Consider the following 23,226-nt stretch of genomic DNA (forward strand, 5'->3'; position numbering starts at 1 on the left):
CCGCAGTTTGACAGCGTGACTATCCTGGTTAGGACTTGCTGTTGTTTGCTATTGCAGGCAGACCGATAACGGCTTTCTCCTACAGGTTTATCCTCGAACCGAAATGAGCAATTACAATGACTTCAACAATATCAAAAAAAATCTGCATGTTGGGCGATTTTAGTGTAGGAAAGACCAGCCTAATCCGCCGTTTTGTAGATCGTCAGTTTAGTGATCAATATCTTTCCACTGTTGGTGTAAAAATTTCTAGAAAGACGGTTGAATGCCAATCATTTGAACAGCAAAAACAGGTAAATGTACAACTGCTCATCTGGGATTTAGAAGGAAATACTAAATTCAAGGCAGTGACTCCTACTTATTTGCAAGGTGCTAGTAGTGCCGTTGTTGTTGCAGATATCAATCGTCAGGTGACTATCGATCATGTTTCCGACCATATTCAATGCTTTTTATCCGTTAATCCTAAAAGTTTTGTCATTGTTGCTTTAAATAAATCAGACTTAATCGATGAGGAAACTCGAAACAAATATTTAGCCTGTATTGTGATGAATGCTCCCGATAAAATAGTAGCTGCCTATTCGACTTCAGCTAAGACCGGTTTATTTGTTGATGAAATTTTTCAAAAACTAGCCTACCAAATGCTCTAATTCTAATGGATTCTGTCTTACAGCAACTATTATCTCTTCGCCAAATTGAATACTTGGTTGTGGATCGGCAGTTGAATATTCTAGAGACATCATTAGGAGTCAAGAAGTTTGCTGATTTTCCTCAAGAAGTAAAGCCAACAAAGCCCCTCTGTCTTGGTTTTCCAGAACTGGTGGGCGTCGAAGATATTCTAATCGCTATCCTGGAAGGACGAAAAGATAGTTTTGAGTTAAAAGGGATTGGACGTTTATCCGTCCAAGGTCACCCATTATATGTGGATCTTTATGTCCTTAAACCTCAAAATACGCAAGATTTAGGGAATCGGTTAGTGGTCTTTGTTGAAGATGTTACTGAAAGAATGGTTTTAGAACAAAAATTAGTTCAGAGATCGAATGAAGTCAGCCTTTTATTAGAAGCGTGGGATTCTTCTAATGAGTATTTAAATAAAATTATACAGTCTCTGGCTAATGCTTTGTTGGTAACGACTCGCTCAGGGATTATCAAAATGGTCAATCAATCGGCTAATAACTTATTTGGATATAGCAAAGAAGAATTAATGGGTACGCAAATTTCTAAAGTTATTGTTGAATCTAATTTATTATTAGAAGCCAGTCAACGCTATTTTTTAGCACAAGAATTTTCGCGGGATATAGAAGTGGTCGGTCTAACCAAACAGGGAACACAGGTGGCGATCGCATTTTCCTGTTCAGCCATTCAAACTAATAGAGAGAACATCCCAGATTACATCTATGTGGGTCGGGCGATTAGCAAGCGCTAGTGAAATCACAAACATTTCGAGAGCAGCACAGCACGCTCCCTAATACGAAGTTGCGTTCAAACAGGATAGATCAGAAGCAGCAGGGCTGGAACTGTACGAGGACGGGGGATCAGGGGAGCAAAGCCTGTGCCGGTAGGAACTAGGGGTAGTGTGTAACGTACCAACCGAAGACGAATCCCATTCTCTTGTCGTGCTAACTTATCTCTTCCCTCAAGTTAATTCCAGTTTTGCTGTCTCTAACTGAGAAAGAATTTAAGTATAGGTCAGGGTGAGGCATTATACCCATATACCTAGGCAACCGATTGAAGCCTCGTGCTAGCCTAGCTTTGTAGCGAAAGCAATCTCTAACCACTAATTCCCATCTTAACCATGCTACATCCTCTCCCCACAACACCATTGCCAGAGCTTGAGAATGATTACCCTAAAGGCTTTTTCAGGGAATTGAAGAAAACTCCAGTTGAAGTGAGAAGCTTCAATGGAAGCCACAAGGGGTAATCTTTGAGTAATCTCCCAGTGATCGTTTTTCAACTATTTATTATTCTTCGATGCCTACACAACCCAATCAAAACCATTTATTGATTATTGAAGACGAGAAGGGACGTAGAGAATTTCCCTTAGAAGAAGCCGTGTATTCTCTCGGCAGAGACCCCAGCTCTGATATCCGTCTATTCTCTCAGTTTGTTTCTCGCCATCACGCTACTTTGGTGCGACGGCAGCGCGAGGATGGCAGTCACTACTATCAGATTGTGGATGGGAATCTCAAAGGGAAACCTAGTGCCAACGGACTTTTGATTAATGGTCGCAAACTACAAGCCCACGATCTTGTAAATGAGGATGAGATTGTCTTTGGTCCTCAGGTGAGTGCCAAATACTACCTACTCAGACAAAATACCAATCCAACGGGGCCACTCGATGAGTTTGACATTACCCTGATTAGTCCTGGGATGATAGACGAATTTGAAGATTAACGACTAGTACCAGAAGGCAGTTCGCGTAGCGTTCTCCGTAGGAGTAGGCTCCAAGGCAGGAAGCAGAAGGTAAGAAAGTTTGTACAGTAAGCTTTTTAACCTTGTTCAACGGGATGGTTATTTCTGCCGCGCTGCCCTGGGTTTTGCCTCTATGGGGTTGAGGAAACCTTAGGAAGGCAAGCCAGGACGTGCCATAGAGAATCCCCACGGTTGTAGCGTTAGTGCAATTTGGTGTGACGCTAGCGCGACCGTGGGAGGAGTAATTTTGAGATTGAGGATGTGAACCCGCATAACGACGTGATCCCAAATAGCTGAAAATAAGGGTATGACCAGCAACATGCTCAGGCAACCAGAACAATGTATCCAGCTATCAAGTATTAGTTGGCAGACCTATCAAACGTTGTTAGGGGAACTGAGCGAACGTCGATTGCGCCTTACTTACAATCGTGGCATCCTCGAAATCATGGCTCCCTCACCTGAGCATGAGCTTTACAAAAAGTTAGCCAGTCGCTTTGTCGAAACCATCGCTGAAGAACTGAGGATTAGCATCTATCCTCTGGGTTCCACGACGTTCACCCGTTCAGACCTCAGTATGGGTCTAGAACCGGATGAGTGTTTTTATATCCAGAATCAAAGTGCGGTTAAAGGCAAAAGGAAAATTGACCTGACTCAAGATCCACCGCCTGATTTAGTGATCGAAATCGATATGACCAGTAGCGCTAAAAATCGCTTAGAAGTTTTTGCCCATATCGGTGTTCCAGAAATCTGGCGCTACGACGGCATATTTCTGACCCTCTACCAGCTACAAAACAAGACCTATGTTCCATGCCAGCAAAGTCTGAGTTTTCCAACTTTGTACATGGAAAAAGTTGACCATTTTCTGCTTCAGGCTGGAGTTGTGGATTATTTAGAGCTAGTTAACTCTTTTCGGCGCTGGGTTAAAAGCCAGATTCGACAACAATAATCAAGAAGTATGCAGAAAATGTTAGACTTCATCCTTTATTGGACGAGTTGCTCGATCGCATCCGCATGAGTTGGCAAAGCGGCTGTGATCACTTCGCTACCCTCCTCCGTGACTAAAACATCATCTTCAATGCGAATACCTCGAACATCGCTAAATTGGGCAAGACGCTCCCAATTGACCACTTCCTGATATTTTGAACGGAGTTGTTGGTCATGCAAAATTGCCGGGACTTGATAAAACCCTGGTTCAATCGTCACCAGCATTCCCGCTTTTAAGGGTCGATTGAGTCGCAGGTAACATAAGCCAAAGCGCGAGCTCCTCTTTCTTCCCTCCTCATAACCCGCTAAATCTCCCAAATCTTCCATATCATGGACATCCAAGCCCAGCAGATGACCCACACCGTGAGGAAAAAACAGGGCATGAGCATCCATTTCCACCAAATCTGACACCTGTCCTCGCAGAATGCCTAAATCCACCAAGCCTTGGGAAATCACCGATGCCGCCAACAGATGAATATCTAAATATTCGATGCCAGGGCGGATTTTGTCGATACAGGCATCATGGGCGGCTAAAACAATCTCGTAGAGATCGCGTTGGGTGGAGGAAAACGTTCCTGTAACAGGCCAAGTGCGCGTGACATCAGACGCCCAACCCATCGGTGTTTCAGCCCCAACATCAGCCAGTAGCAAATCTCCCGGTTGCAAGGGATGGTGATACTGCTCGTTGTGCAACACTTCACCATAAACTGTGACAATGCCGGCATAGGCATCTGTCATGTTGTGAGCCATAATTACATGTTCCATCGCCCCCCGCACCTCGGCTTCTAACTTAGCCGTCGGGGTTGCCCTCATCCCCGCTTGATGAGCTTCTACGGTGACGGCGGCGGCTTGTCGTAATTCGGAGAGAGCACCTGGGTCATGACACAATCGCAAAGATGCGATCGCACGGACTAACTCTCCATCAATCTCTTCAGCCCCATCGGCTGGCGCTACGGAGCGATTTAAGATTTGAGTTTGTTGTTGGTAAGTAGTGACATCTTGAACAGCAATAGTCGCCGCCCCTGTGCTCCGTGATGGCAGTTCTGACAGAGGAAAAGCCCCATCCGCCCCAATCGCTTGAGCGATTTCCTCCCGCTTGGGCATCTCCCCATGCCAGAGAGCATGGCTAGAAGGTGCCTCGTCCATAAACAATTCTAGCTTTCCACCATGCAGGAAAATTGCCACATTTTCTAGCGGTATACCTGCAAAATAAAGAAAGTGGCTGCTCGCCCGAAACGGGTAAACATTTGCCGGAAAATTGCGCGAACTGCGCTGCCCTGACCAGAGAATGGCGGGAAAATCAATCATTTTAGCGAGGCGTTGACGGCGCTCTCGCAGCGTTGTTGCAAGCGTACTGTGATGCTGTAGAATCTCCATAATTTGGAGGGTAGCACGAGACGCTAAAAAGATCAGCCGTTATTCGGGATCATCATCATCCTGTGTATCCTCATCCGGGTTTGTCTTTTGATTAGCCTTGGTAGACTGCTTTTGTTTGAGTTGTTTATTAGATTTCTGCTGCTCAATCTTGGTAGGCTGCTTTTGGGTTGCTTCCTCAGTGTTTTTACTTCCTGGAAAGACTTTTTGGCAACCAGAGAGAGTAACTCCGCTCGCTATTAATAACAAGACAAAAACGGCGAAATTAGCCCAAATTGGTCTTTTAATTTTCCTATTTGCTTCCAACATCAGCCACCTTTACTCTTAAAATTAGAAATCATACGCAGTTGCCTTCAAACATAGTAATTGAGACAGAAACCCAGAAGCCTGTACACTCCAGCCACGGATAAAATGAATCTGCTAGGTATGCATACCACTTGGTATCCACAGAAATTGTGCTGCAAAAACTCTGCGTTCCTCTGCGCGTTCCTCCGTGTCCCTCTGCGTTAAAAAAATATTTCGATGCTCACAGATTCGATATGAATCCTAACCGAGACCGATAAATTTTTAACTTCAGAAATTGAGACACAATTTAATCACTCGATGTTCCCGTATCTTCTAATTTTTAATAAGGCGCTAGAACTTCCGAACGGTCACTCGTTGAATCTTCAAAAATTGCCCCCCGCCGGAGCAAAACACGTTGTGTCTGAGCCGAAATTCCCATATTCCTAGCAAACTGAGCATTTTTGACATCCGCCCCCCTCAAGTCTGCCTCACTGAGGTTGGCATCGCTGAGGTTAGCACCACACAATTCAGCAATGCTCAGGTTGGCACGAATCAGGTTAGCACTGCCTAAATTAGCAAGGCAGAGGTTGGCAAGGCTCAAATCGGCAAGACTCAAGTCTGCACCCCTGAGATCTGCACCGCTCAGGTTGGTACGGATTAAGTCCGCATCCCTAAGGTTGGCACGCATGAGGTCAGCACTACTCAGGTTCGCCCGAATTAGGTTAACATCACTCAAATCGGCAAGACTCAAATTAGCCGCCTTAAGGTTCGTTCCCCTTAATTTGGCACAATTGAGTTTAGCTTCGCTCAGGTCGGCTTCTGTGAGATCCGCCCCATCAATTTCGGCACATCTAAGATCGGCACCCCCAAGGTAGGCACGAATCAGATAAGCTCCTTTAAGATTGGCATGGCTCAAGTTCACACGACCCAAATTAGCTCCCCTAAGTTTGGCATCGCTCAAGCTCACGCCTTGAAGGTTAGAATCCCTGATATCGGCACCCCTAAGGTCGGCACGGCTTAGATTAGCACTACAAAGTATCGTTTCGCTGAGGTTGGTATCACTCAGGTTCGCACTGTTCAACTCAGTACTCTGGAGGTCAGCGCCCCTCAGGTTGGCACCTCTGAGATTGGCACCTCTGAGATTGGCATTGTCAAGATGAGCACCCCTGAGATCAGCCCCCCTCAAGTCAGCACCTTGGAGATGAGCGCCTTTAAGATGAGTGCCCCTAAGGTTGCAACCTCTAAAATCAACCTCAATCAGGTCAGCTTCACTCAAGTCAGTACCGCTCAAGTCAGCTTCGGCAAAATCTTCAGCAAGATTCAGACCCGCCAGGGTTGCGAGTTGCTCAAGATTGTCTGTTTCTGTTTCTACAATGCGCTGGATCAGGGTTTGTAGATCCAGTCGAGATTGGTCATCACTCATAATGCAACTCCGCTCGACTGAGATAGGGCTTTAATTTGGGTTCCAGTAAACGCTGGATAATGAGTCTGTCTAACACTGCCCTTTTATTCCGACTAATGTCTGGCGGCCATAATCCTTCAGCATCCGTTAGACACACATCTCGTTTGGAAACTTCAAACCTTGCTTCTATTCGACAAGGCAACGCAAATACATTTACGGTGGCAAGCTTGACCTGATTGAGTACCCCTTTTAATACGGGTTCACCCATTTCTTCTTCAAAAATCCAGACGGGATTTTCCTCAGTTACTTTAGTGGTTACGTGGCAAACCGTAACGGACGCTTCCGTTAAAGACGACTTTGGCTGTGTACCAAAAGTTACTTGAGATTGAGGTTTATTACCGTTGAAGTGAGAGGCAATGGTGATTGGTTTTGTCGTCGCCCTTGGCGCAATGACCTGTCCCAGCGTATTCTTTCGCGACTGACTCCTACGGTGATCTGGCATTTCTGGAGAATTTCCCAATACAAGGGAGCCGACTAACTCACGAGACTCATAGGGAATTTCACTATTTTCCAGTCTGAGTCTCAACTCTCCACCTTTGAGGCCAAACTTAACGCGTCCTTTATCTAGTGATTCCCACTGCTCGTTAAAGCGGAGGGTCAAGTACAGGTCAATCGGTTGCCTCTGAGTTGATGTTGTCCAAAATGCTAAATGCTCTGGGCTGTCAGGTTGAACTAAAATTCCTGACAACTCCATATACAAGCAATCTGGATATTTGTTTTCAGGCTTCGGTTGAGGCTGTTTTGAAAGGGGAGAATGCATTGCCAAGCTTGAATCAGATAGTTCAAGGGGTTACTTTTGACACTCCCACGCGACGAAATGCGTGGAACTCTTGGGCTGAGACGGCCTCTTTCAGTTAGCTTACTTAAGGTCTTCTATTCTGATGTCGAGCCGTTTTAATCTCCTCCTCAAGCGTTCGTTCCCGTGAGTTCCACGGTACTTTGGCAGCTATTCAATCACAATGCTATTCCTGAGTCTCACTACAAGATTTTACTTTTCCAATGAGTTCCTCAAACTTTTGGGTTGAACCTCATGGCCTGTATTGCTTTGTCTAGGTTCACTCCTTCTGTAGATGGCATAGCTATGTTTAACGTAATTTTCGCTATCCATATTTATTCAACATCATACCAATCTTAATTAAAGTGAAATAAATATCTATATATGTGTAGCAAATTGTAAAACAGCTCAATCTTGACGCAGCAGAAAGGGGCCTTTATTTTACAAAACTTTATATTTTAATTGACTTGTTTTCACCAAATTTGCTTAGGTTCCGGAGGCTGCATCCTCTTTGAACTCCGGTTTCCTGGTAGAGTAGCAGTGAGAGAATCATAATAGGATATTCATCGGGTGAGACCGCCCCTACTTGTTAAGTAAAATGAAGTACAAACTACAAAACTTAACGATTTATCTCAGTTTGGCAGATTAGCCAAGCTGTAACTATTGTGCTTACCATTCGCCTCCTCAAAAATTGCTCCTTGACGAATTAAATCCAGTTGTGTTTGCTCGGAAATTCCTAAATTTCTAGAGAACTGAGCATTTTTGACTGTAATACCTCGTTGCTGGGTGTCACTGAGGTTGGCACCACTGAGGTTGGCATCACTGAGGTTGGCACCACTGAGGTTGGCACCACTGAGGTTGGCACCACTGAGGTTGGCACCACTGAAATTGGCAAGACTCAGATCAGCACCAATCAGATCTGCTCCACACAAGCTAGCTGAGCTTAAATCGGCACAGATGAGATCCGCTAAGCAGAGATTGGCACGAATTAAGACAGCATGGCACAAATCAGCCCGGATCAAATTCACCCCACTGAGGTTGGTTGCACCCAAGCTAGAACCACAAAGATTGGCACCTCCTAAATTTGCCCCTCCTAAGTTAGCTTGACTCAGTTCTGCTCCGCCCAAGTTGGCTCCTCTCAAATCCGCCTCGCTCACATCAGCCCGGAGCAAATTGGCAATAATTAGATTTGTATAGCTCAAATTAGCAGAATTCAACTTGGCTTCGCTCAGGTTGGCACGCATGAGGTTGGCATAACTCAAGTTGGATCGGCTCAAATTAGCAGAAATCAAGTTGGCGTTGCTCAGAATGGCACCTCTAATGTTGGCACCTCTGAGGTTAGCCCCACTGAGGTTAGCATTACTGAGGATTGCACCTCTGAGGCTGGTATTTCTCAGATCGGCTCCAGCAAAATCTTCAGCAGGATTGAGACGCGCAATTTTTACGATCTCTGAAAGATTGTCGGTTTGTGCTGTGATTACACATTGGATCAGGTCTTGCAGTTCCTGGAGCGACTTTTCGTCAATTGTGTCAATCATAGGGCAACGACTTTCTACCGAGATTGGGCTGAACTTTGAGTGTAATACTGGTCTGAGTTGTCAGATTTAGGGCTACTGAAAAGCTCCATCTCCTGATGAATAGGGCGGTTCACTTCCCTCGTTCGCTATTTTTCCCAAACCGTGCGTCCTGCAAGGTATTTCCAATGCCTTGGATCACACCACGAACCACCAATCCAATGCTTCTACCGATGACTTGGGTGAGGATGTAAACGACACCTTTCCCCGCCCAGGCAACAGTAGAACGCAGGCGAGGCGCGATCGCATCTCGTGACTCAAAGGCTAACGTCACCGCTAACGGAATACCTTGCAGTTGTTCTAACTCTTGACGGCGGGGGGCATAAATAGAAGTTTGTTTGATGCCCGCGTCGCTTAGGACGAACAACGGATATCGGCTCTCGAAGATCGCTTTTGGCTCTTCTATCCATTGAGCAAGGCGATATTTCCAAGATAAATTGTTGCGAAATCGAGCCACTTCTCGTGATGAAATCAGATGTTGAGCGTAAAAATTTTGTTTAATCGCTTCAAGATCAGCAAATTCATTTAATAGCGGCTGCATCACAGCATTGGCAACTTGAATAATCAAGTTTTGTAGTAACATCTCTGCCTGGACAAGAGCTTCAGGTGTCCGAGCCGAATAAGAGACATTATCAATTAATAAAGGGGTTTCAAAGAGTTGTTGAGATAAAAACTCAACGACTAAAGGAATTTTATCTAGAGTAGAAGCTTGGACAATAACCGCGTAACCAAGTAAAACATTAACAATTTCTAAGTTTTGGTTACCCAAGGGCAACGTGTAATATTTGCCAAAAAAATCGGTGATTGAGGCTTGCCATAAATCCAGCAAAATTTGCGATCGCTTAGGGGGAAGTTGCTCAAGGGTGACCTGAGAAAAACGCAACTCTTCTAAAATTTCTTGTAATTTTCGTAAGACGATATACAGTAAATCTCGTTTTTTTTCAGTTACGAGAATATCAATTTCTAACGGCACACCACTGAGATTGGGCAAGTCAGATTGGAGCATGGATAAGGTCAGCTCAAAGGGTGTGGCTGGCTGGACAGTTTCGGCTTGGGGATTGGGACTTGGGGATTGGACTTTTGCCGAGAGGGAAGCCGGGGGAGAGAGCGCGATCGCAGAACGGGAGGGTAGCGCCGGGGAACGTCCCCCAGCCCGGGACGGAATGGGTTCTATTCTTGGCTTTGAACTTCGTCCCACTCCTGCTGGGAGGCGTTCCGAATGCCCACTATCTTCTACCACGATCACATCGGTGGGCAATAGCTGATTAACTAACCAACGGGCGGCCAAAAGTTCTCGACGGCGTCCACTCCAGAACAGCCAATCAAAGTTGGAAAGATTGGGTTTTTGTAGCTCTTGGGTCACCAGTGCCAAGGACTCTTCGATTTGTTGCAGTCCATAAGAGCGCACTTGATGATGCCAACTTGGAGGGCGTACAGAATTGATTGGGGTGGGTGGCAAGTCGGGTAGCCTCTGCCAATCGGATTGACCGATGGCAAGCTGACGGATAGCCTGGACGAGATCGGCAATGGCAACGCCTTTGGGGCAATAGCCTTCAATGCCGAACTGTTGTGCTGCCCTGAGGAAGAGAGGCTCGGATTGTGAGGTGAGCAGTAAGACGGGCAATTCAGGGTAATCACCCTTCAACCGTTGGCACAACGGCAATCCAGACAAGGGATTGATGTTAGAGCGACCACTAACAGGTTCCAAAATGATCACACTCACCGTATTGGGCTGCAAGCGCATCAGGATATCTAGAGCTTCTGTTCCAGAATTAGCTTGTGTCGCCACTTTTAGGTCAGAAAAATCTTCGAGAGCTGTGCGTAGACCCAGCCGGAAGATGGGATCATCATCAATCAGGAGCAGGCGAATCGGCATCGCCTCTGTTGGATGGGGCGGTGAAGGTATCGGGGGAGGGGAGGAGGATTTCACAGTTCAATTCGGGGACTTGGGACTTTTGTTAGAGGGGAATTTGCGCTTGACGGCGTACACGCTAAAAACCGGCCTACACTAAAGAACTCTGGTTAGCATTGGGTAAGAATTTGCCTGCTGATTTAAGATCCCCATCTCCCCCTTCTTGCATCAACTGTCTTTAGTTTGACTCAAAGGGAGCGGATCGCGCTTCACCTTGGCTGGTCGCTTTTTGTGCAGCCCAAGTGGAAATCGCCGCTTGAGCTTGTGGGTAAAGTGCTCGTTCGGGCGGAATCTGAGAAGCGGTGGCGATCGCAGCATCAAAACGTCCTTGAGCGGCTAGGGCGGCTGCCGCATCCAGAATCGGACGGTCTTGGGCGGTTTGAACTTGGGCGACCCAGTTGGCGATCGCCTTTTGTGCTTCAGGATATAAGGGTCGATTAGAACGAATCTGTCCAGCGGTAGAAATTGCCGCCATTAAATCTCGACGTTGAGCAAAGGCTTCAGCTAAATCCAAGATCGGTTGGTCTTCGAGGGCTTGAATCTGCCGAGTCCATTTCGCAATCTCCGTTTGAGCCTCAATTCGCTGCGGCTGCCCCAGCTTAATTTGACGGGCGAGTTCTACGGCTCCTTTGAGTTCTACGATGGTTCCCCCTTGAGCTAGTTGTTGGGCACTGACAAGGGTATTGCGGTCATCAATGAGCTGAATTTCCTTGCGCCACTGGGCAATCAACGTTTGGGCGCGTTGACGTTGGGGGCGTCCTAGGGCGATGCGAGCGGCTTGGTCAATGGCAGAAGCCAGCCCGGTGCGTTGTCCGGTGCTAGCGAAAAGGTTGGCTAATTGCAATTGAGAGAGGTCTTGCAACTGAGATTGCCAGAGCGTGACTGTTGATGAGGTTAGTTTGTGTACAGGACTTTTTGAGTCAATTGGGCGCACTGCCGCCAGCGCATCCACTAGGGCGAGGATATTGTCCTTCTTGGCGGTTTCACTGGCACGACTCAGGCGAATCCAATCCTGAGCTTCTCTGTACTGGGGAGTTGTGACCGGAATCTTCTCTAGCACCCTAACAACCCCGGTAAAATCCTGCTGTTGGAACAGATTGGTCGCCATTTGCACCAGAGAGCGACTCCATCGGGACTGTTCCTCTAAGACTTGAGCTTTGACATAGCTGTTGGGATTGATTTTAGTACTCAGGGTGACTGCCGCCATCAACGGCTCCAAACTATTAGAGCTGGCTAACTCTCGCGCCTCCTCCAGTTGCTGCCATGCCTCTTTTTCGGCGGCGAGCTGCTTAAGCAGACTATCAACACGGGATAAAGTCCAGGAGTCTTGATTAAGCTGCGAGAGTTGTGTAATCAGCAAGCTAGCTTTCTGGAAGCCTTGCACTTTTAGGGCGTCTTTAAACTGACGAGTAATGTCTTCCGCCCGTTGGAGGTGCTGTTGCCAGGTGGTGATTTTGGTTCGCGCTTCAGCATAAATGGGGCTGCTGAATGGAATTTTACTGGCGATTGCGATCGCCTCTTTCGGGTTCCCCTCATAAATTTTCTGCTGCGCCAGAGCCAGAATCGCCTGACTCCATGCGGTCATTTGGCGCTGTGCTTCTGGGTAGAGCGGGTGCCCTTCTGGCCAATGTTGAACTAACCCAATGGCTGCCACTAACTGGTCTAATTTCCCGGATGCCGCCGCCGCTCTAGCACAGTACAAGCGGTCACCATCAGCCGATAAGGCCGAGATGCGCCGACAATTGATCGGAGGCGGCAGCTTCGTCAGCAACAACACTCCTGAGGTAACAGCCACCCCCATGATGGAAAAAACACTCAGCCAAAGCAGCGTCCACCGCCACCGGCGAATCTGGAATCGTCGCTTGGGAAGAGGAACAAGGGCTGTGGAGATAGACGGTTGAGAAGCTTCTACATTCCCACCGCCCAACTCTCCTTTGGCAGATTGCGAAGGTCTGTGAGTGTGGTTTACCAGTCGGATGACCAGTTTGCGTCCCCGTCGTTTACCCAGTTTAAGGGGCGCTTGGACATGGAATCGGTGCAATTCTCTTTTTGGCACGGATACGCGATAAGTCCCTGGTAGGCGATATTGAAAAGATAAAGCATAGGATAAAGGATAAAACAATTGTTCATACTTCGTCCTTCGTCCTTCCTACTTCAGCGGATCACGGTGTCTCCAGTCTTCTAGACTGAAATCGGAGTGATTCGCACTTATTGTATAGGGTTCACAATAAGATGAGTGAGCAATTTTTGGAGTGACTAGGGTGGCATGAGCCTAAGCATTCGGCATTGGCTAGCGGAGCGCCACATTGAACGCCGCCAACTGGGACATGATAGTGCCCAGATTGCGGGCATTGCTTTTCGCCTTGCCCAGGATATGGAAGTCAAGAGCCTTAATCCTTTTGCGATTAGTGCCTTGACAGATGTTTTGGAGTTGCCTTTAAAAGCCGCGTGGGAAGCAGCTCCAGCCCTCTCCCAGTTGACGGTGGGACTGTTGCGGATTTTGAGCCGGAAAAAACCATTAAAACGTAATGAAGGCACTTGGCTCACCTTTCAAGTTGCTTATCTAAATGCGTTACAAGGAATTTTAGAACAAGAATCTCAATTGAGAAGACCTTGGGTCAACCGAGCATTAGTCCCCACAGGTCAAGAGGCTGACCAATCCCTGGGCGACCCGCAATTGGTCGCACTGATCAAAACCTTACGACCGGGACGGCTCAGTGATAGTCAGGCAGAACAAGCTCTGTCGCTGGTGTCTGACTCGTTTTTGGTGCAGCAGATGAATAATTTGGCGATCGCATGGTTTGTCGCCAATGGTACAGAAGACACTGAAGCCAAATTGCTCACGCAACGCCTGAGTAACGGACTTCCCGGTTATCTGCTCACGGTCATTGCGGAGAATCCCCTCCCTTTATCACAGCTGCAAAAGTTTGTGCGCTTAGGTAATTTAGGCCCGTTGCGAGACACCACCATTGCACCCGTCCCAGCTCAACCCTCTGAACTTTCAACGGCTTCACTGCCACTGAACCTGAATCGGGAATACTATCGAGCTGCCCTCACCTGTGCCCTCAGTGAACCTCTCCTGGCAGAACCCTTTTCCCTCAAGGATTTATATATTCCTCTCAAAGGGCGAGTCCTTCGGGAAGAGGAATACCACACGCCAGATTACTCCGCTTCAGCCTCTAGCTCCTCACGAGCGGTCGATTTGATGCAATGGGCGATTTCCCAGCTAGACAATAAAACCAGTATCGCCGTGATCGAGGCGGCTCCTGGCGGTGGCAAGACCAGTTTCTGCCAGATTTGGGCGGCTCGTGTGGCTCAGAAACTTTATCCCAATTGGATGCCCGTCTTAATCCGGCTCAGAGATGCCACCTTAGGGCAAACCTTGGAGCAGACGCTGGAATCCGCTTTCCCGGTAGGACGCTTCACGGATACCGATGGCTGGCTCTCCCCTCATTCACCCCCCTGCTTACTCATCCTGGATGGTGTGGATGAACTGCCTCGCTCTACTCAGACGGAGCGCTATCTCTGGACGTTTATGGAACAAGTTATGCGTTTCCATAATCAGGACACCGATGCGATCGGTTTACCCCGGCATAAAATTTTTCTGACCAGCCGTCGTGCGACGTTAGATGGTTTGATCAAAAAATCCCGGCAAACCAGTACTCTTTACTTACCCGACCAGCTACATCGAATTGTGGTTGAGCCGATGGGGCAGGATGAGTTCCGGCAATGGTTCAGTGCTTGGGCCAAGCTGCAATCTAAATCCATCGCTCAGGCTTATTTTAGTTTTTTGAAGCATGGGGGAGCTTTTCGGCAACGTTCATCCGACAATAAGGTCGCCAGTTTAGTGACGCGCCCTCTGATGCTTTATCTGTTGGGCATCTTACATCGAGATGGCTGGGTGGATGAGAGCATTTTTCTGATGGAATCGCCCCAAGTCAAGTTTGAAATTTACGACCGGATGACGCGCTGGCTATTGGGCGAACCCGCCACTGGAGATGGTCCCCTCCCAGAGTTAATCCGGGAAGGTTTGGCTCATGCCAGCCGCTCTCTAGAGGCGATCGCCAATTTACTTCAAGGTCGTGATCCCCAAGAGTTGCGTCGCCAGATGCAGGTGGCGGCTCTGACGATTATTCAAACGGGTCAATATCAAGTGTCATCGGATGCCATTACCCAAGGAGTACCGGCGAAGCTGAACACCCACCAGGCTCTGCCAGAGACGATTGCCCGCAGATCTGAGTTAAATCCCATCGTCAAACATGCCAGTCGTGAGCCAATCACCCCGGCTTCCCCTCCAGTTCTCCCAGCCCTCTTTTTCCGCTCCCAACCGAAGGAGAAAGCCGGTGCAGGGGGGCAGGGGAGAGGCGAAGGTTTTAACGCCAACCCAGCCAAGTACAACAAACTCTCACTTCCTTACCAAGGCTCCAGTCACCTCCTGCCGAAAACATCGCTCACCCCCGAACTCCCTCCTACGGCGCTATCCTCTCCTCTTGTTCAGCTCGAATTCTCCCACCCCAGCTTAGGGGGATATTTGGGGGCTGAAGAAATTGCCAAGCAGTTAACGGCTCTAACCCAAACTGTTCCAGATCATTACAATGAGGTCACTTTTGTAATCCATGACGCGGTCAGTGTGGCTCAGCATCTTTACGCACTGCTAGGATATGGCATTTTGTCCGCAGAAATTGAAGCCCTGGTGATTGAGCGTCTACGCCGGGAGCAAAGGCGTAATTCTAGGGTTTTTTCCTTTTCTGTCCTGTTTCAACGTCTCTATCGCTTCTATCGAGCCTACTGTCGAGGTCAGTGGCTAGATGAAGGTGTTGCTCACCAAGCTCACTCTCAGTTGTCTGCACTCCACAACCCCTTAAATGTGTTACAGGTGGATGCGGCGGTGGGGATCAATGTCTTCTTATTGTTATGTTCGGGAGCGCAAGAAGCCCAAATTTCCTTTTGGCCTTGTGGTAATCCTGAGATTCCCCAAGAATTCGATCCCGACCAGTTGTTAAGTTTTATCGGTCGAACGGCTGCCCTATCTCCAACAGCGTTTTGGCAGCGGACACGAGGTAGTTTGAAAAAGATGCAGTTAGCAGAAGCCTGTTTAAATCAAGCGATGTTGGCTGAGGCTAACCTGGCACGAGCCAATTTATCGGCGGCTGAGTTAATTGGCATTAATTTAGTGGCCGCCAATCTTGTTCATGCCAATTTATCGGGAGCTAGTCTGGCTGGCGCTAATCTGTCGAATGCTAATCTTTCTGATGCGAACTTAGAAGGAGCCGATTTGTCGGGTGCGAACCTTAAAGGAGCTAATCTCAAATCGGTGAATCTCACCCATGCTTGTCTATTTCAAGCACAGTTAGATGAACCGCTCGCCAACGTGTCTATCCATAGCGGAGCGATATTTTCCCTAGAAGAGTTTCAGTCTTACAAGCAATCTTTAACTCCCACCAAAATTCTTAGTAGGGGTGATGATGAACTTTTGGGGGAAGAAACACCAATCTTTATAGAAAGTGCAGAAGGCGAACTAATGTTACCAGAGGCTCGGTATAGAAATCAGTACGCTGACGATGAGTATGAGGGTGAAACCGCCCAAATTGAGAACATTGAGCAGGAAATGTCTGCTTTTGCTAATGATGGGTACAGTGAGAGTGAAGATGATTATGGGGAGCAAGAGACGGCGATCGCTAATCCACTTGATTATCCCTAATGGGTGAACCCCTGAAATCGCTATTCTCTCCTAAGTTTTCCACCGACTAACCTTAGTTGACGGACTTTGCCGCCTCCTCGGTATGGGTTCGGTAACCGTAGAAGTCAATCTTATACTCCGTAATCCGCACACCGGTTTGTTGCTCAATTTGGTCGAGCAAATCGGCGGGCAATTGGACAAAAACATCAATAATCTGAGCAGTATCCAGGCAGTTAACATGGCTGTGAGCATCACAGACGTTGCCGTACAGACGACCATCCGAACGCTCGATACATTCAATAATGCCTTGACTCGATAATGCCTCCAAATTCTGATATACAGAAGTATGACCAATCGCTTTACCTTGCTGATTTAATCGGTCATAGATTTCTCGCGCTGAAAGATGTTCTTTAGCTTGCCAAAGCAGTTCTAAAATGAAGCGACGTTGACGGCTCAAACGCATCCCCAATATTTGACATTTATTGAGGGCGTCTTCCAATGAGCGAATGGGTTTCACAGTTGCCGCTTCATGTTGCATAGTTGAGGCTCTTAATGTATGGGTTTGTTGATCCATATAGTCCTTATCTTTCATTTTAGCGACGAGACTCCAGCCCTTGCGCCCAGACATCAGGAACTTCAGCCTCAGTCGTTAGTCGTTAAAATAATTGTTAAAAATTTTGGCAAGACTGCTGCAACCGATTAAGTTACAATCTTGAACGGTCTAATCCAAACTCATTACCAGTTTACCTTAGATTCTTGGTCACTGTCCACTCACTTAAGAATAAAGAGCGATCGCCTTTGCGGTTTGTCGTTGTTCAACTAATGCATAACACAAACCAAAGTGAGCATCCACATCGTAGGCTCCTACCGTTAAGCCGAAACCCAGAATAGAGCAAATAATAGTTTTTGGGGCTTTCTTAAACTATGAAAATATAGTCATATTTTCATTATATTTTTGTCTACTATCTGTTCTCCTGTTAAAAAATAAATCTCTCAAACCTCTTCCCTAACTTGGGATAACAGAAAATATTTATCGATAATTTGACCGACGAATAATCCTAAAAGTCCAAATCCAACTCCCATTGCCATAATACTCAACTCAACACGACTAAAAATGACAAAAGTGGGATTAAATAGCGTCACAATCAGCATCGACAAAGCCGAAATACTCCCCATACTCAAAGATAGTCTCACACCCATATTGGAGAATATATAGTGTCCTGTTTGAGCAACTATGTAGGCAATAAAGGGAACAAACACGGCAGCTAAATAGACAGCGTAAAATGATACAATCAGTCCAATCAGTGAACCACTCCCCTTTAAGGCAATGACTAGGGCTAAAAAAGCGTTAATAACAGCGACGAGCCACTGATTTTTGTTGAATACAGGTAGAATACCAAAGTCAAGAATAGTCTTATTCTGTACCCGCAACACGCTGCTGCCAACACCTAGCGCCGGAACCAATAAAGACAGAATCAGGATAATTCCTAAAGGTTTATCTGTGCCACCCCCAATCCACGACAAAATAAAGGGAATGGTCTCCTTGCCATCAATGCCAATCGGCAAAATTTCCGCTTGTTGGGCTGCAATTACTACAACAGAAGGCAATAAAGCAATCAAAAAAATCACAATTGCTGCCAACACAGAGCCGAAATAGACATTTCGCACATCCTTGGTTTGGACAATAAATTGCTGACATTTCATATCGATGAGAACGAGCAGAATCGTGGACACAGAGATGCCCAAAAAATCCGGTGGACTCACTCGTTGCAGGGATGGGATAAACTCAAGAGGCGATCGCAAATAATCCGAAAAACCGTGCAGTACCCAAAGTGCATAAAGCAAAGCCAAGAAATTTAGAGCCAGCAACGTTTGAAATATCCAGCTAGCTTCCTCCACTGGCAGCAAGGAGATAAAGGTAAACAAGATAGCCAAACCCACCATACTCGGCAGCACAGGTAACCCTAAAACCTTGAGAATAAAGGCTCCAGAAATCATCTGGACGGCTTCAATCCCAATGAGTGACGACCAAATCAACAACCCTATGAGGATTTTGACGAGGTTCCCGTAGCGGTTTCCCAGCAATGTCCAGATTTGATCAACCTCTGTCCAGTAAAACTTCGCCAGTCCCATCGCCGCGATTGTACCCACGCTAATCGAGACAGCGTAGAGACTGCCAGCGATACCCAACGTTAGTGCTTTCTCAGCCGTTCCAAAGAGAAATCCTAAACCGTAATGGGCGGACACCAACAAGGCGGCTAGCGAGAAGGCGTCCAGTTTACGGTTTTCCAAGGCTTTCACACTCAATCATTCGTGACTACTTGCCGATTATGCATCCTTCACTCGGCATCGTGCAGTGCTTGGATATCACTTTCCTCACATCTTGTCGATATGGCGGGTAATTTTCTCAATTTCCCAATCCCACCAGCGAATCTCCAACAGTTGTGCTACCTCAGCGTCGCTAAATCGTTGCTTGATTGAACACGCTGGATTGCCACCGACAATCGTGTAGGGAGGAACGTCTTTGGTTACGACGGACTTCGCGGCAATCACAGCACCATCGCCGATTTTCACTCCCGGCATAATCAGCGCGTCGTAGCCAATCCAGACATCATTGCCCACAATCGTATCGCCTCGCGTCGGCAGAAATATTTGGTGACTTAATAAAAGGCTTGATAAAACAGACTCGCCGTTGATCGACCATTGGATAGGGTCGATTTGGATCTGGGCCGAATTGTTTCGTCAAATTTCTTACTCCTATTTAAATGTATGATTTGTTTCTTCTAATACTAAATAACTATGACCCAAAAATTACGGTTTCAACTAGACAATTAGCCGTATTTTAAGCTTATATAGAGTTAATGACTCTCAGAATATGTTCATCAGTAGCCAGACTATTATTATCTATAATCGCATCCCATTTATGGTTAATGCTGGCTGCTATTTTATTGTATTCTTCGACTTTATCATCTGATACGGGGATGTGTTCAGAATTGTCTCTATTCCTCACTCTTCTCAAACATTCTTCTAAATCAGTATAAATTTTCACCAACTTGATTTCGTATTTGTTTTTTAATGACGAGTACATCTGGTTGAATCCTTCTCCTGCCCCTAAACTCTCAATCATTACTCTGCTATGCTGCTGAAACTCGTGATCGATTTCCTTCTCCACTGTTTCCCAACCATTCTCACCCGGCGCTAATTTTAGCCATATTGGCTCTACTCTTAAGAATTTTATGTCTGTATTTTTATTGATTCGACTTCCAATATAGGTTTTGCCTGAGCCTTTGGGACCAATGAGTATGTATAGTATTTTCCTCATTTTCTGATTACCTCTAATATCAAGTTCGGTTAATTAACAATAATAAAATCCTGTTTGTAGTACTCAGCTCTTGTACCAGACGCAATAACCTGCCAGGAGTTTAAACTCCTGGCTTAAAGCTAAAGTCACCTAAAGACGACTAGCTAAGAATTTTAGTCCACTTGAGTGGAATTGAGCTATGACGCAAGAGTTTAAACTCTTGATGGGTTATGAGGCAAGCTTGGAAATGGTACAAGAATTCGGTGGTGGGTACTAAACTACTCCTCATAAGAGGACTTTAGTCATCACTACAAATTCTTACAGAATAACCTCCATGAATTTAATCCCGTTGCCAGATTTTAATCATGCTATCCGCACCACCACTAGCAATCCATTGACCATCCGAACTAATAGCAACAGCCATTACTGAAGCGGCTGAATCATCCCGGAGAATACCTAACTGTTGACCCGTTTTGATATGCCAAATCATCACAGTACCGTCCGCACTAGCACTAATTAAAGTGGGCGTATCTATGCTAAAAACCACTGACATCACTGGCCCTGCATGACCTGTAAATATACCCAGAAGTTCCAAGGTTTCCAGCTTCCACAACTTAATATTTCCATCAGTGCATCCCGCCGCCAAAATTTCACCATCTGATGTCATGGCGAGAGAGCAAACGGAGCTCAGATTACCCGTAAGAGTAATAGCAGGAGAAGGGTTAATTTCTCCATCCGTGGTATCTAGTAACCGTAAGCTAATGATTCCATCACCCCCTCCACTGGCAAGGGTTTGTCCATCGGAACTCAGTGCGATCGCAGATACCTGTCCAGTCCACTGGCTGAGATTACCCAAACATTCTCCCCGATCCAAACGCCAGAGCTTGATGGTTTCATCAAAACTTCCACTAATCAGCATTTGACCATTCTCACTCATGGCTAGCGATCGCACTGAGCTGGTATGACCTTTCAATGTGCCAATCAACTCCCCCGTATCCAGACGCCATAAATGAATCTTCTCATCAAAACTACCGCTAGCTAGGATTTTGCCATCGGCACTAATTGCTAAACAAAGCACTCCCTTAGTATGTTTCGATAGAGTGTGGAGGAGTTTCCTAGTGGGTAAATGCCACACCTTAATCGTTTTGTCAAAACTGCCACTCACTAACGTTTGCCCGTCTGGAGTAATGGCAAGGGCATGAATCCAGTCTAAATGTCCTGTTAAGGTGTTCAACAAACTCCAAGTTTGCGGAGGTAGGGAGAAATCAGATGATTCTTCAACAGAAACAGAGTCTTGAAACGGTGCAAGAGTTGACGATTCTACAGGAATTGAATGAGTAGGATCTGACGTAAAATGCTGAGATTCGTTAACAACTGGTACGCCTTCAGGTTGAAGAGTTGGTAATGGGTTTTGAGGCTGATCACTTCGGCTGTGTGTAGTATCCGTTAGCTGACGTTCCAGCCAATGAAGTTCAGCCGTTGTTGAGGCAATCACCTCCTCCAAACGCTCGACTCTGGAGGGAAGAGAGGCACTATTTAGGTATTGCACAATGCTATTGAGAGATTCCTCTAAGCCTGTCAATTGTCCTTTGAATTGGATAATTTTCAAAGCACTGGAGTCAAGTTCCGAGGATTCTATCTGAGCTAGATACTCTGGAATCTGAGCTTTTAACGAGGCGATCGCTTTTTCTAGCTGCTGTTCTTGTACGGTGTAATTCTCTTGTTTCAGTTGCCGTTCTAGTTGATTGATCGCTACCGTCAGCCGCCGCTTCATTTGCTCCTCTAAGCGGAGACGATTCAGCAGGTTCAGTAACAGTGCGATCGTAACAGGAACGGCTGCATAGATGAGCAGCCCTGTCCTTACGGCGATAACCCAGCCAATCACAGAGGCAAGGAGGAATATAAATTCTGCAATCAGTAGACGGTGCTTCAACATTGAGCCATTCTGGCTATTCACGCTCCGCCAGATCCCCTGGTTTAGATGATAATCTGACGAGTTACATTAATCTGTAATTAAAGTCCCAAAACCATGCGGGCAATATAAAAATAAATCAGGACACCTAAAACATCAACCGCTGTGGTGATAAACGGGGCTGACATTAAGGCTGGATCGAAACCAAAGGAACGGAAGAGAAAGGGCAATGCTGAACCGGCAACAGAGGCAAGAATTGCGATCGCCACGAGACTCACGCCTACCGAGAAAGCCACAAAGAAATTCCCTTGCAGTAGGTAAGCCCACAACGTTGCTACCGTCCCCAGAATAGCTCCCAACAGGAATCCTGCCAGTGCTTCTCGAAACACAATTTGAACAACTCCCAAATCCCGAATTTCATCCGTATTTAAACCCCGAATCACGACAGTTGAAGATTGAGCACCTACATTCCCGCCAGTGCCCGTTAGTAGGGGAATAAACGCCGCTAAGGTTACCACTTGCTGCAAGACATCTTCTTGAGAGCGGATAATAGTACCCGTGACGGTATTGGTGAGCAGCAAAACAAATAGCCAAACCACCCGCTTTCGAGCAACGGCAAATAAATTAGTTTGGAAATAATTGTCACCCTCCGACTGTACACCACCCCCTAACGCATAGATATCCTTCGTGGTTTCTCTCTCTAAAATATCGATCACATCATCAACTGTGACAATACCAACTAAACGCTCTTCCCGATCCACCACAGGTACGGCAAGAAAGTCGTAACGCTGAATTAGTCGTGCCACTTCCCCTTGGGCTGTATCTGTGTGAACATAGACCACATCGCGAGTCATAATTTCACCCAAAGTTTGCTCAGGCTGGGACGTTACCAAATCCCGTAGTGAGACAATCCCACTCAGATGTCGTGCCCCATCGGTGACATAAAGATAATAGATAATCTCGCTGGCATTGGCTAAACTACGGATTCGTTCTAGGGTTTCGCTAACCGTCAAATTCTCTGTCAGAGATATATATTCGGGCGTCATCAGTCGCCCCGCCGTATCGGCTTCGTAACCCAGCAATTGGGCAGTTGCGGCGCGTTCTTCCGGGCTGAGTTGTTCAACTAGAAGCCGGACAACTTTTGCCGGTAATTCATCCAACAAACGAGCGCGATCATCGGGCGACATCTGATCAACAATGTCGCAAAATTCTTGACGTTTGAATTTATCAATCAGTGATTCTTGGACACTAGAGTCCAGATACTCATAAACCTCGATCGCTTCGTTTTTAGGAAGCAAGCGAAATGCGATCGCCTGCATGGCTTCGGGTAACCCCTCAATCGCTTCGGCAATATCTACCGGTTGTACGGGTACCAGTAGTGCTTTAGCGTCTTGCAGATTTCCTTGTTCCAGCAGTATTTGCAGTTGACTACGAACCTGCTGCCGTCGTTCACTGCGTGATATTGCCTGGAGGGGATTTTGGTTTTCAGTCAATACAAGCCCCCGATTCAGTTATACGTGAACAAGGCAATAATGCCTCTTCTTGTGTCCTTCATTTAAAG

17 protein-coding genes and 1 pseudogene are annotated in these 23,226 nt (G+C 46.6%); 5 read left to right on the plus strand and 13 right to left on the minus strand.

From position 1 onward, the window contains the following. Nucleotides 1–116 precede the first annotated feature (116 nt). From MIC7113_RS01410 to MIC7113_RS01425, 4 genes are all read left to right on the plus strand, one after another. Nucleotides 117–644, plus strand: coding sequence for a Rab family GTPase (locus tag MIC7113_RS01410; protein ID WP_015180391.1), 528 nt, complete (start codon nt 117–119; stop codon nt 642–644). A 5-nt stretch (nt 645–649) separates the two neighbouring features. Continuing rightward, nucleotides 650–1,420 carry a PAS domain S-box protein gene (locus MIC7113_RS01415; RefSeq protein ID WP_015180392.1) on the plus strand — a complete coding sequence of 257 codons (771 nt, stop codon included), beginning with the start codon at nt 650–652 and terminating at the stop codon, nt 1,418–1,420. Between the two features lie 545 nt (nt 1,421–1,965). Next, nucleotides 1,966–2,388, plus strand: coding sequence for an FHA domain-containing protein (locus MIC7113_RS01420; RefSeq protein ID WP_015180393.1), 423 nt, complete (start codon nt 1,966–1,968; stop codon nt 2,386–2,388). 325 nt (nt 2,389–2,713) lie between these two features. Continuing rightward, nucleotides 2,714–3,352 carry a Uma2 family endonuclease gene (locus MIC7113_RS01425; protein WP_041779847.1) on the plus strand — a complete coding sequence of 213 codons (639 nt, stop codon included), beginning with the start codon at nt 2,714–2,716 and terminating at the stop codon, nt 3,350–3,352. Nucleotides 3,353–3,387: 35 nt separating this feature from the next. Here MIC7113_RS01425 and MIC7113_RS01430 read toward each other — a convergent pair whose 3' ends face one another. The 7 genes from MIC7113_RS01430 to MIC7113_RS01460 form a co-directional block, all read right to left on the minus strand. Then, nucleotides 3,388–4,767, minus strand: coding sequence for an aminopeptidase P family protein (locus MIC7113_RS01430; RefSeq protein WP_015180395.1), 1,380 nt, complete (start codon nt 4,765–4,767; stop codon nt 3,388–3,390). Between the two features lie 39 nt (nt 4,768–4,806). After that, the gene (locus MIC7113_RS01435) at nt 4,807–5,073 is read right to left on the minus strand and encodes a hypothetical protein (protein WP_015180396.1); all 267 of its coding nucleotides are present in this window, start codon (nt 5,071–5,073) and stop codon (nt 4,807–4,809) included. Nucleotides 5,074–5,389: 316 nt separating this feature from the next. Further along, nucleotides 5,390–6,472 (minus strand): pentapeptide repeat-containing protein, encoded by a 1,083-nt coding sequence (locus tag MIC7113_RS01440; protein WP_015180397.1) that lies wholly within the window; start codon nt 6,470–6,472, stop codon nt 5,390–5,392. Beyond that, entirely contained in the window at nt 6,465–7,271 is an 807-nt protein-coding gene (locus MIC7113_RS37430) for a hypothetical protein (RefSeq protein ID WP_015180398.1), read from the minus strand. Before MIC7113_RS37430 ends, MIC7113_RS01440 begins: the two co-directional genes overlap by 8 nt. Before the next feature lie 647 nt (nt 7,272–7,918). Then, nucleotides 7,919–8,824, minus strand: a complete 906-nt coding sequence (locus MIC7113_RS01450) for a pentapeptide repeat-containing protein (RefSeq protein ID WP_015180399.1) — start codon at nt 8,822–8,824, stop codon at nt 7,919–7,921. Between the two features lie 109 nt (nt 8,825–8,933). Then, nucleotides 8,934–10,790, minus strand: a complete 1,857-nt coding sequence (locus tag MIC7113_RS01455) for a DUF3685 domain-containing protein (protein WP_226883579.1) — start codon at nt 10,788–10,790, stop codon at nt 8,934–8,936. Between the two features lie 160 nt (nt 10,791–10,950). Beyond that, nucleotides 10,951–12,828 (minus strand): hypothetical protein, encoded by a 1,878-nt coding sequence (locus MIC7113_RS01460; protein ID WP_155897898.1) that lies wholly within the window; start codon nt 12,826–12,828, stop codon nt 10,951–10,953. A gap of 210 nt (nt 12,829–13,038) precedes the next feature. Between MIC7113_RS01460 and MIC7113_RS32925 the strand changes: the two genes are divergently transcribed. Then, nucleotides 13,039–16,473: a pentapeptide repeat-containing protein gene (locus MIC7113_RS32925; RefSeq protein ID WP_015180402.1), complete on the plus strand. Its 3,435-nt coding sequence runs from the start codon at nt 13,039–13,041 to the stop codon at nt 16,471–16,473. Between the two features lie 52 nt (nt 16,474–16,525). On the opposite strand, the gene MIC7113_RS01470 is transcribed toward MIC7113_RS32925, so the two are convergent. From MIC7113_RS01470 to mgtE, 6 genes and pseudogenes are all read right to left on the minus strand, one after another. Continuing rightward, nucleotides 16,526–16,990: a Fur family transcriptional regulator gene (locus tag MIC7113_RS01470; RefSeq protein ID WP_172642262.1), complete on the minus strand. Its 465-nt coding sequence runs from the start codon at nt 16,988–16,990 to the stop codon at nt 16,526–16,528. Nucleotides 16,991–17,445: 455 nt separating this feature from the next. Then, nucleotides 17,446–18,753 (minus strand): hypothetical protein, encoded by a 1,308-nt coding sequence (locus tag MIC7113_RS01475; protein WP_015180404.1) that lies wholly within the window; start codon nt 18,751–18,753, stop codon nt 17,446–17,448. Nucleotides 18,754–18,828: 75 nt separating this feature from the next. After that, nucleotides 18,829–19,098: pseudogene (locus MIC7113_RS38880) on the minus strand (CatB-related O-acetyltransferase); the annotation flags it as partial. Between the two features lie 202 nt (nt 19,099–19,300). Further along, nucleotides 19,301–19,774, minus strand: coding sequence for a shikimate kinase (locus MIC7113_RS01485; protein ID WP_015180405.1), 474 nt, complete (start codon nt 19,772–19,774; stop codon nt 19,301–19,303). Nucleotides 19,775–20,093: 319 nt separating this feature from the next. Beyond that, complete coding sequence (locus MIC7113_RS32930) at nt 20,094–21,689, minus strand: WD40 repeat domain-containing protein (RefSeq protein WP_015180406.1); 1,596 nt, start codon at nt 21,687–21,689, stop codon at nt 20,094–20,096. 77 nt (nt 21,690–21,766) lie between these two features. After that, nucleotides 21,767–23,158, minus strand: a complete 1,392-nt coding sequence (mgtE, locus tag MIC7113_RS01495; RefSeq protein WP_015180407.1) for a magnesium transporter — start codon at nt 23,156–23,158, stop codon at nt 21,767–21,769. Nucleotides 23,159–23,226 lie beyond the last annotated feature (68 nt).

The sequence above is a fragment of the Allocoleopsis franciscana PCC 7113 genome (genome assembly GCF_000317515.1).
GTDB classification, from domain to species: Bacteria; Cyanobacteriota; Cyanobacteriia; order Cyanobacteriales; family Coleofasciculaceae; genus Allocoleopsis; species Allocoleopsis franciscana.

Excerpts from the sequence above, each read along its gene's own strand:
- MIC7113_RS01410 (WP_015180391.1), top strand. The coding sequence starts at position 117 with ATGACTTCAACAATATCAAAAAAAATCTGCATGTTGGGCGATTTTAGT.
- MIC7113_RS01415 (WP_015180392.1), top strand. The coding sequence starts at position 650 with ATGGATTCTGTCTTACAGCAACTATTATCTCTTCGCCAAATTGAATAC.
- MIC7113_RS01420 (WP_015180393.1), top strand. The coding sequence starts at position 1,966 with ATGCCTACACAACCCAATCAAAACCATTTATTGATTATTGAAGACGAG.
- MIC7113_RS01425 (WP_041779847.1), top strand. The coding sequence starts at position 2,714 with ATGACCAGCAACATGCTCAGGCAACCAGAACAATGTATCCAGCTATCA.
- MIC7113_RS01430 (WP_015180395.1), bottom strand. The coding sequence starts at position 4,767 with ATGGAGATTCTACAGCATCACAGTACGCTTGCAACAACGCTGCGAGAG.
- MIC7113_RS01435 (WP_015180396.1), bottom strand. The coding sequence starts at position 5,073 with ATGTTGGAAGCAAATAGGAAAATTAAAAGACCAATTTGGGCTAATTTC.
- MIC7113_RS01440 (WP_015180397.1), bottom strand. The coding sequence starts at position 6,472 with ATGAGTGATGACCAATCTCGACTGGATCTACAAACCCTGATCCAGCGC.
- MIC7113_RS37430 (WP_015180398.1), bottom strand. The coding sequence starts at position 7,271 with ATGCATTCTCCCCTTTCAAAACAGCCTCAACCGAAGCCTGAAAACAAA.
- MIC7113_RS01450 (WP_015180399.1), bottom strand. The coding sequence starts at position 8,824 with ATGATTGACACAATTGACGAAAAGTCGCTCCAGGAACTGCAAGACCTG.
- MIC7113_RS32925 (WP_015180402.1), top strand. The coding sequence starts at position 13,039 with ATGAGCCTAAGCATTCGGCATTGGCTAGCGGAGCGCCACATTGAACGC.
- MIC7113_RS01470 (WP_172642262.1), bottom strand. The coding sequence starts at position 16,990 with ATGCAACATGAAGCGGCAACTGTGAAACCCATTCGCTCATTGGAAGAC.
- MIC7113_RS01485 (WP_015180405.1), bottom strand. The coding sequence starts at position 19,774 with ATGAGGAAAATACTATACATACTCATTGGTCCCAAAGGCTCAGGCAAA.
- MIC7113_RS32930 (WP_015180406.1), bottom strand. The coding sequence starts at position 21,689 with ATGTTGAAGCACCGTCTACTGATTGCAGAATTTATATTCCTCCTTGCC.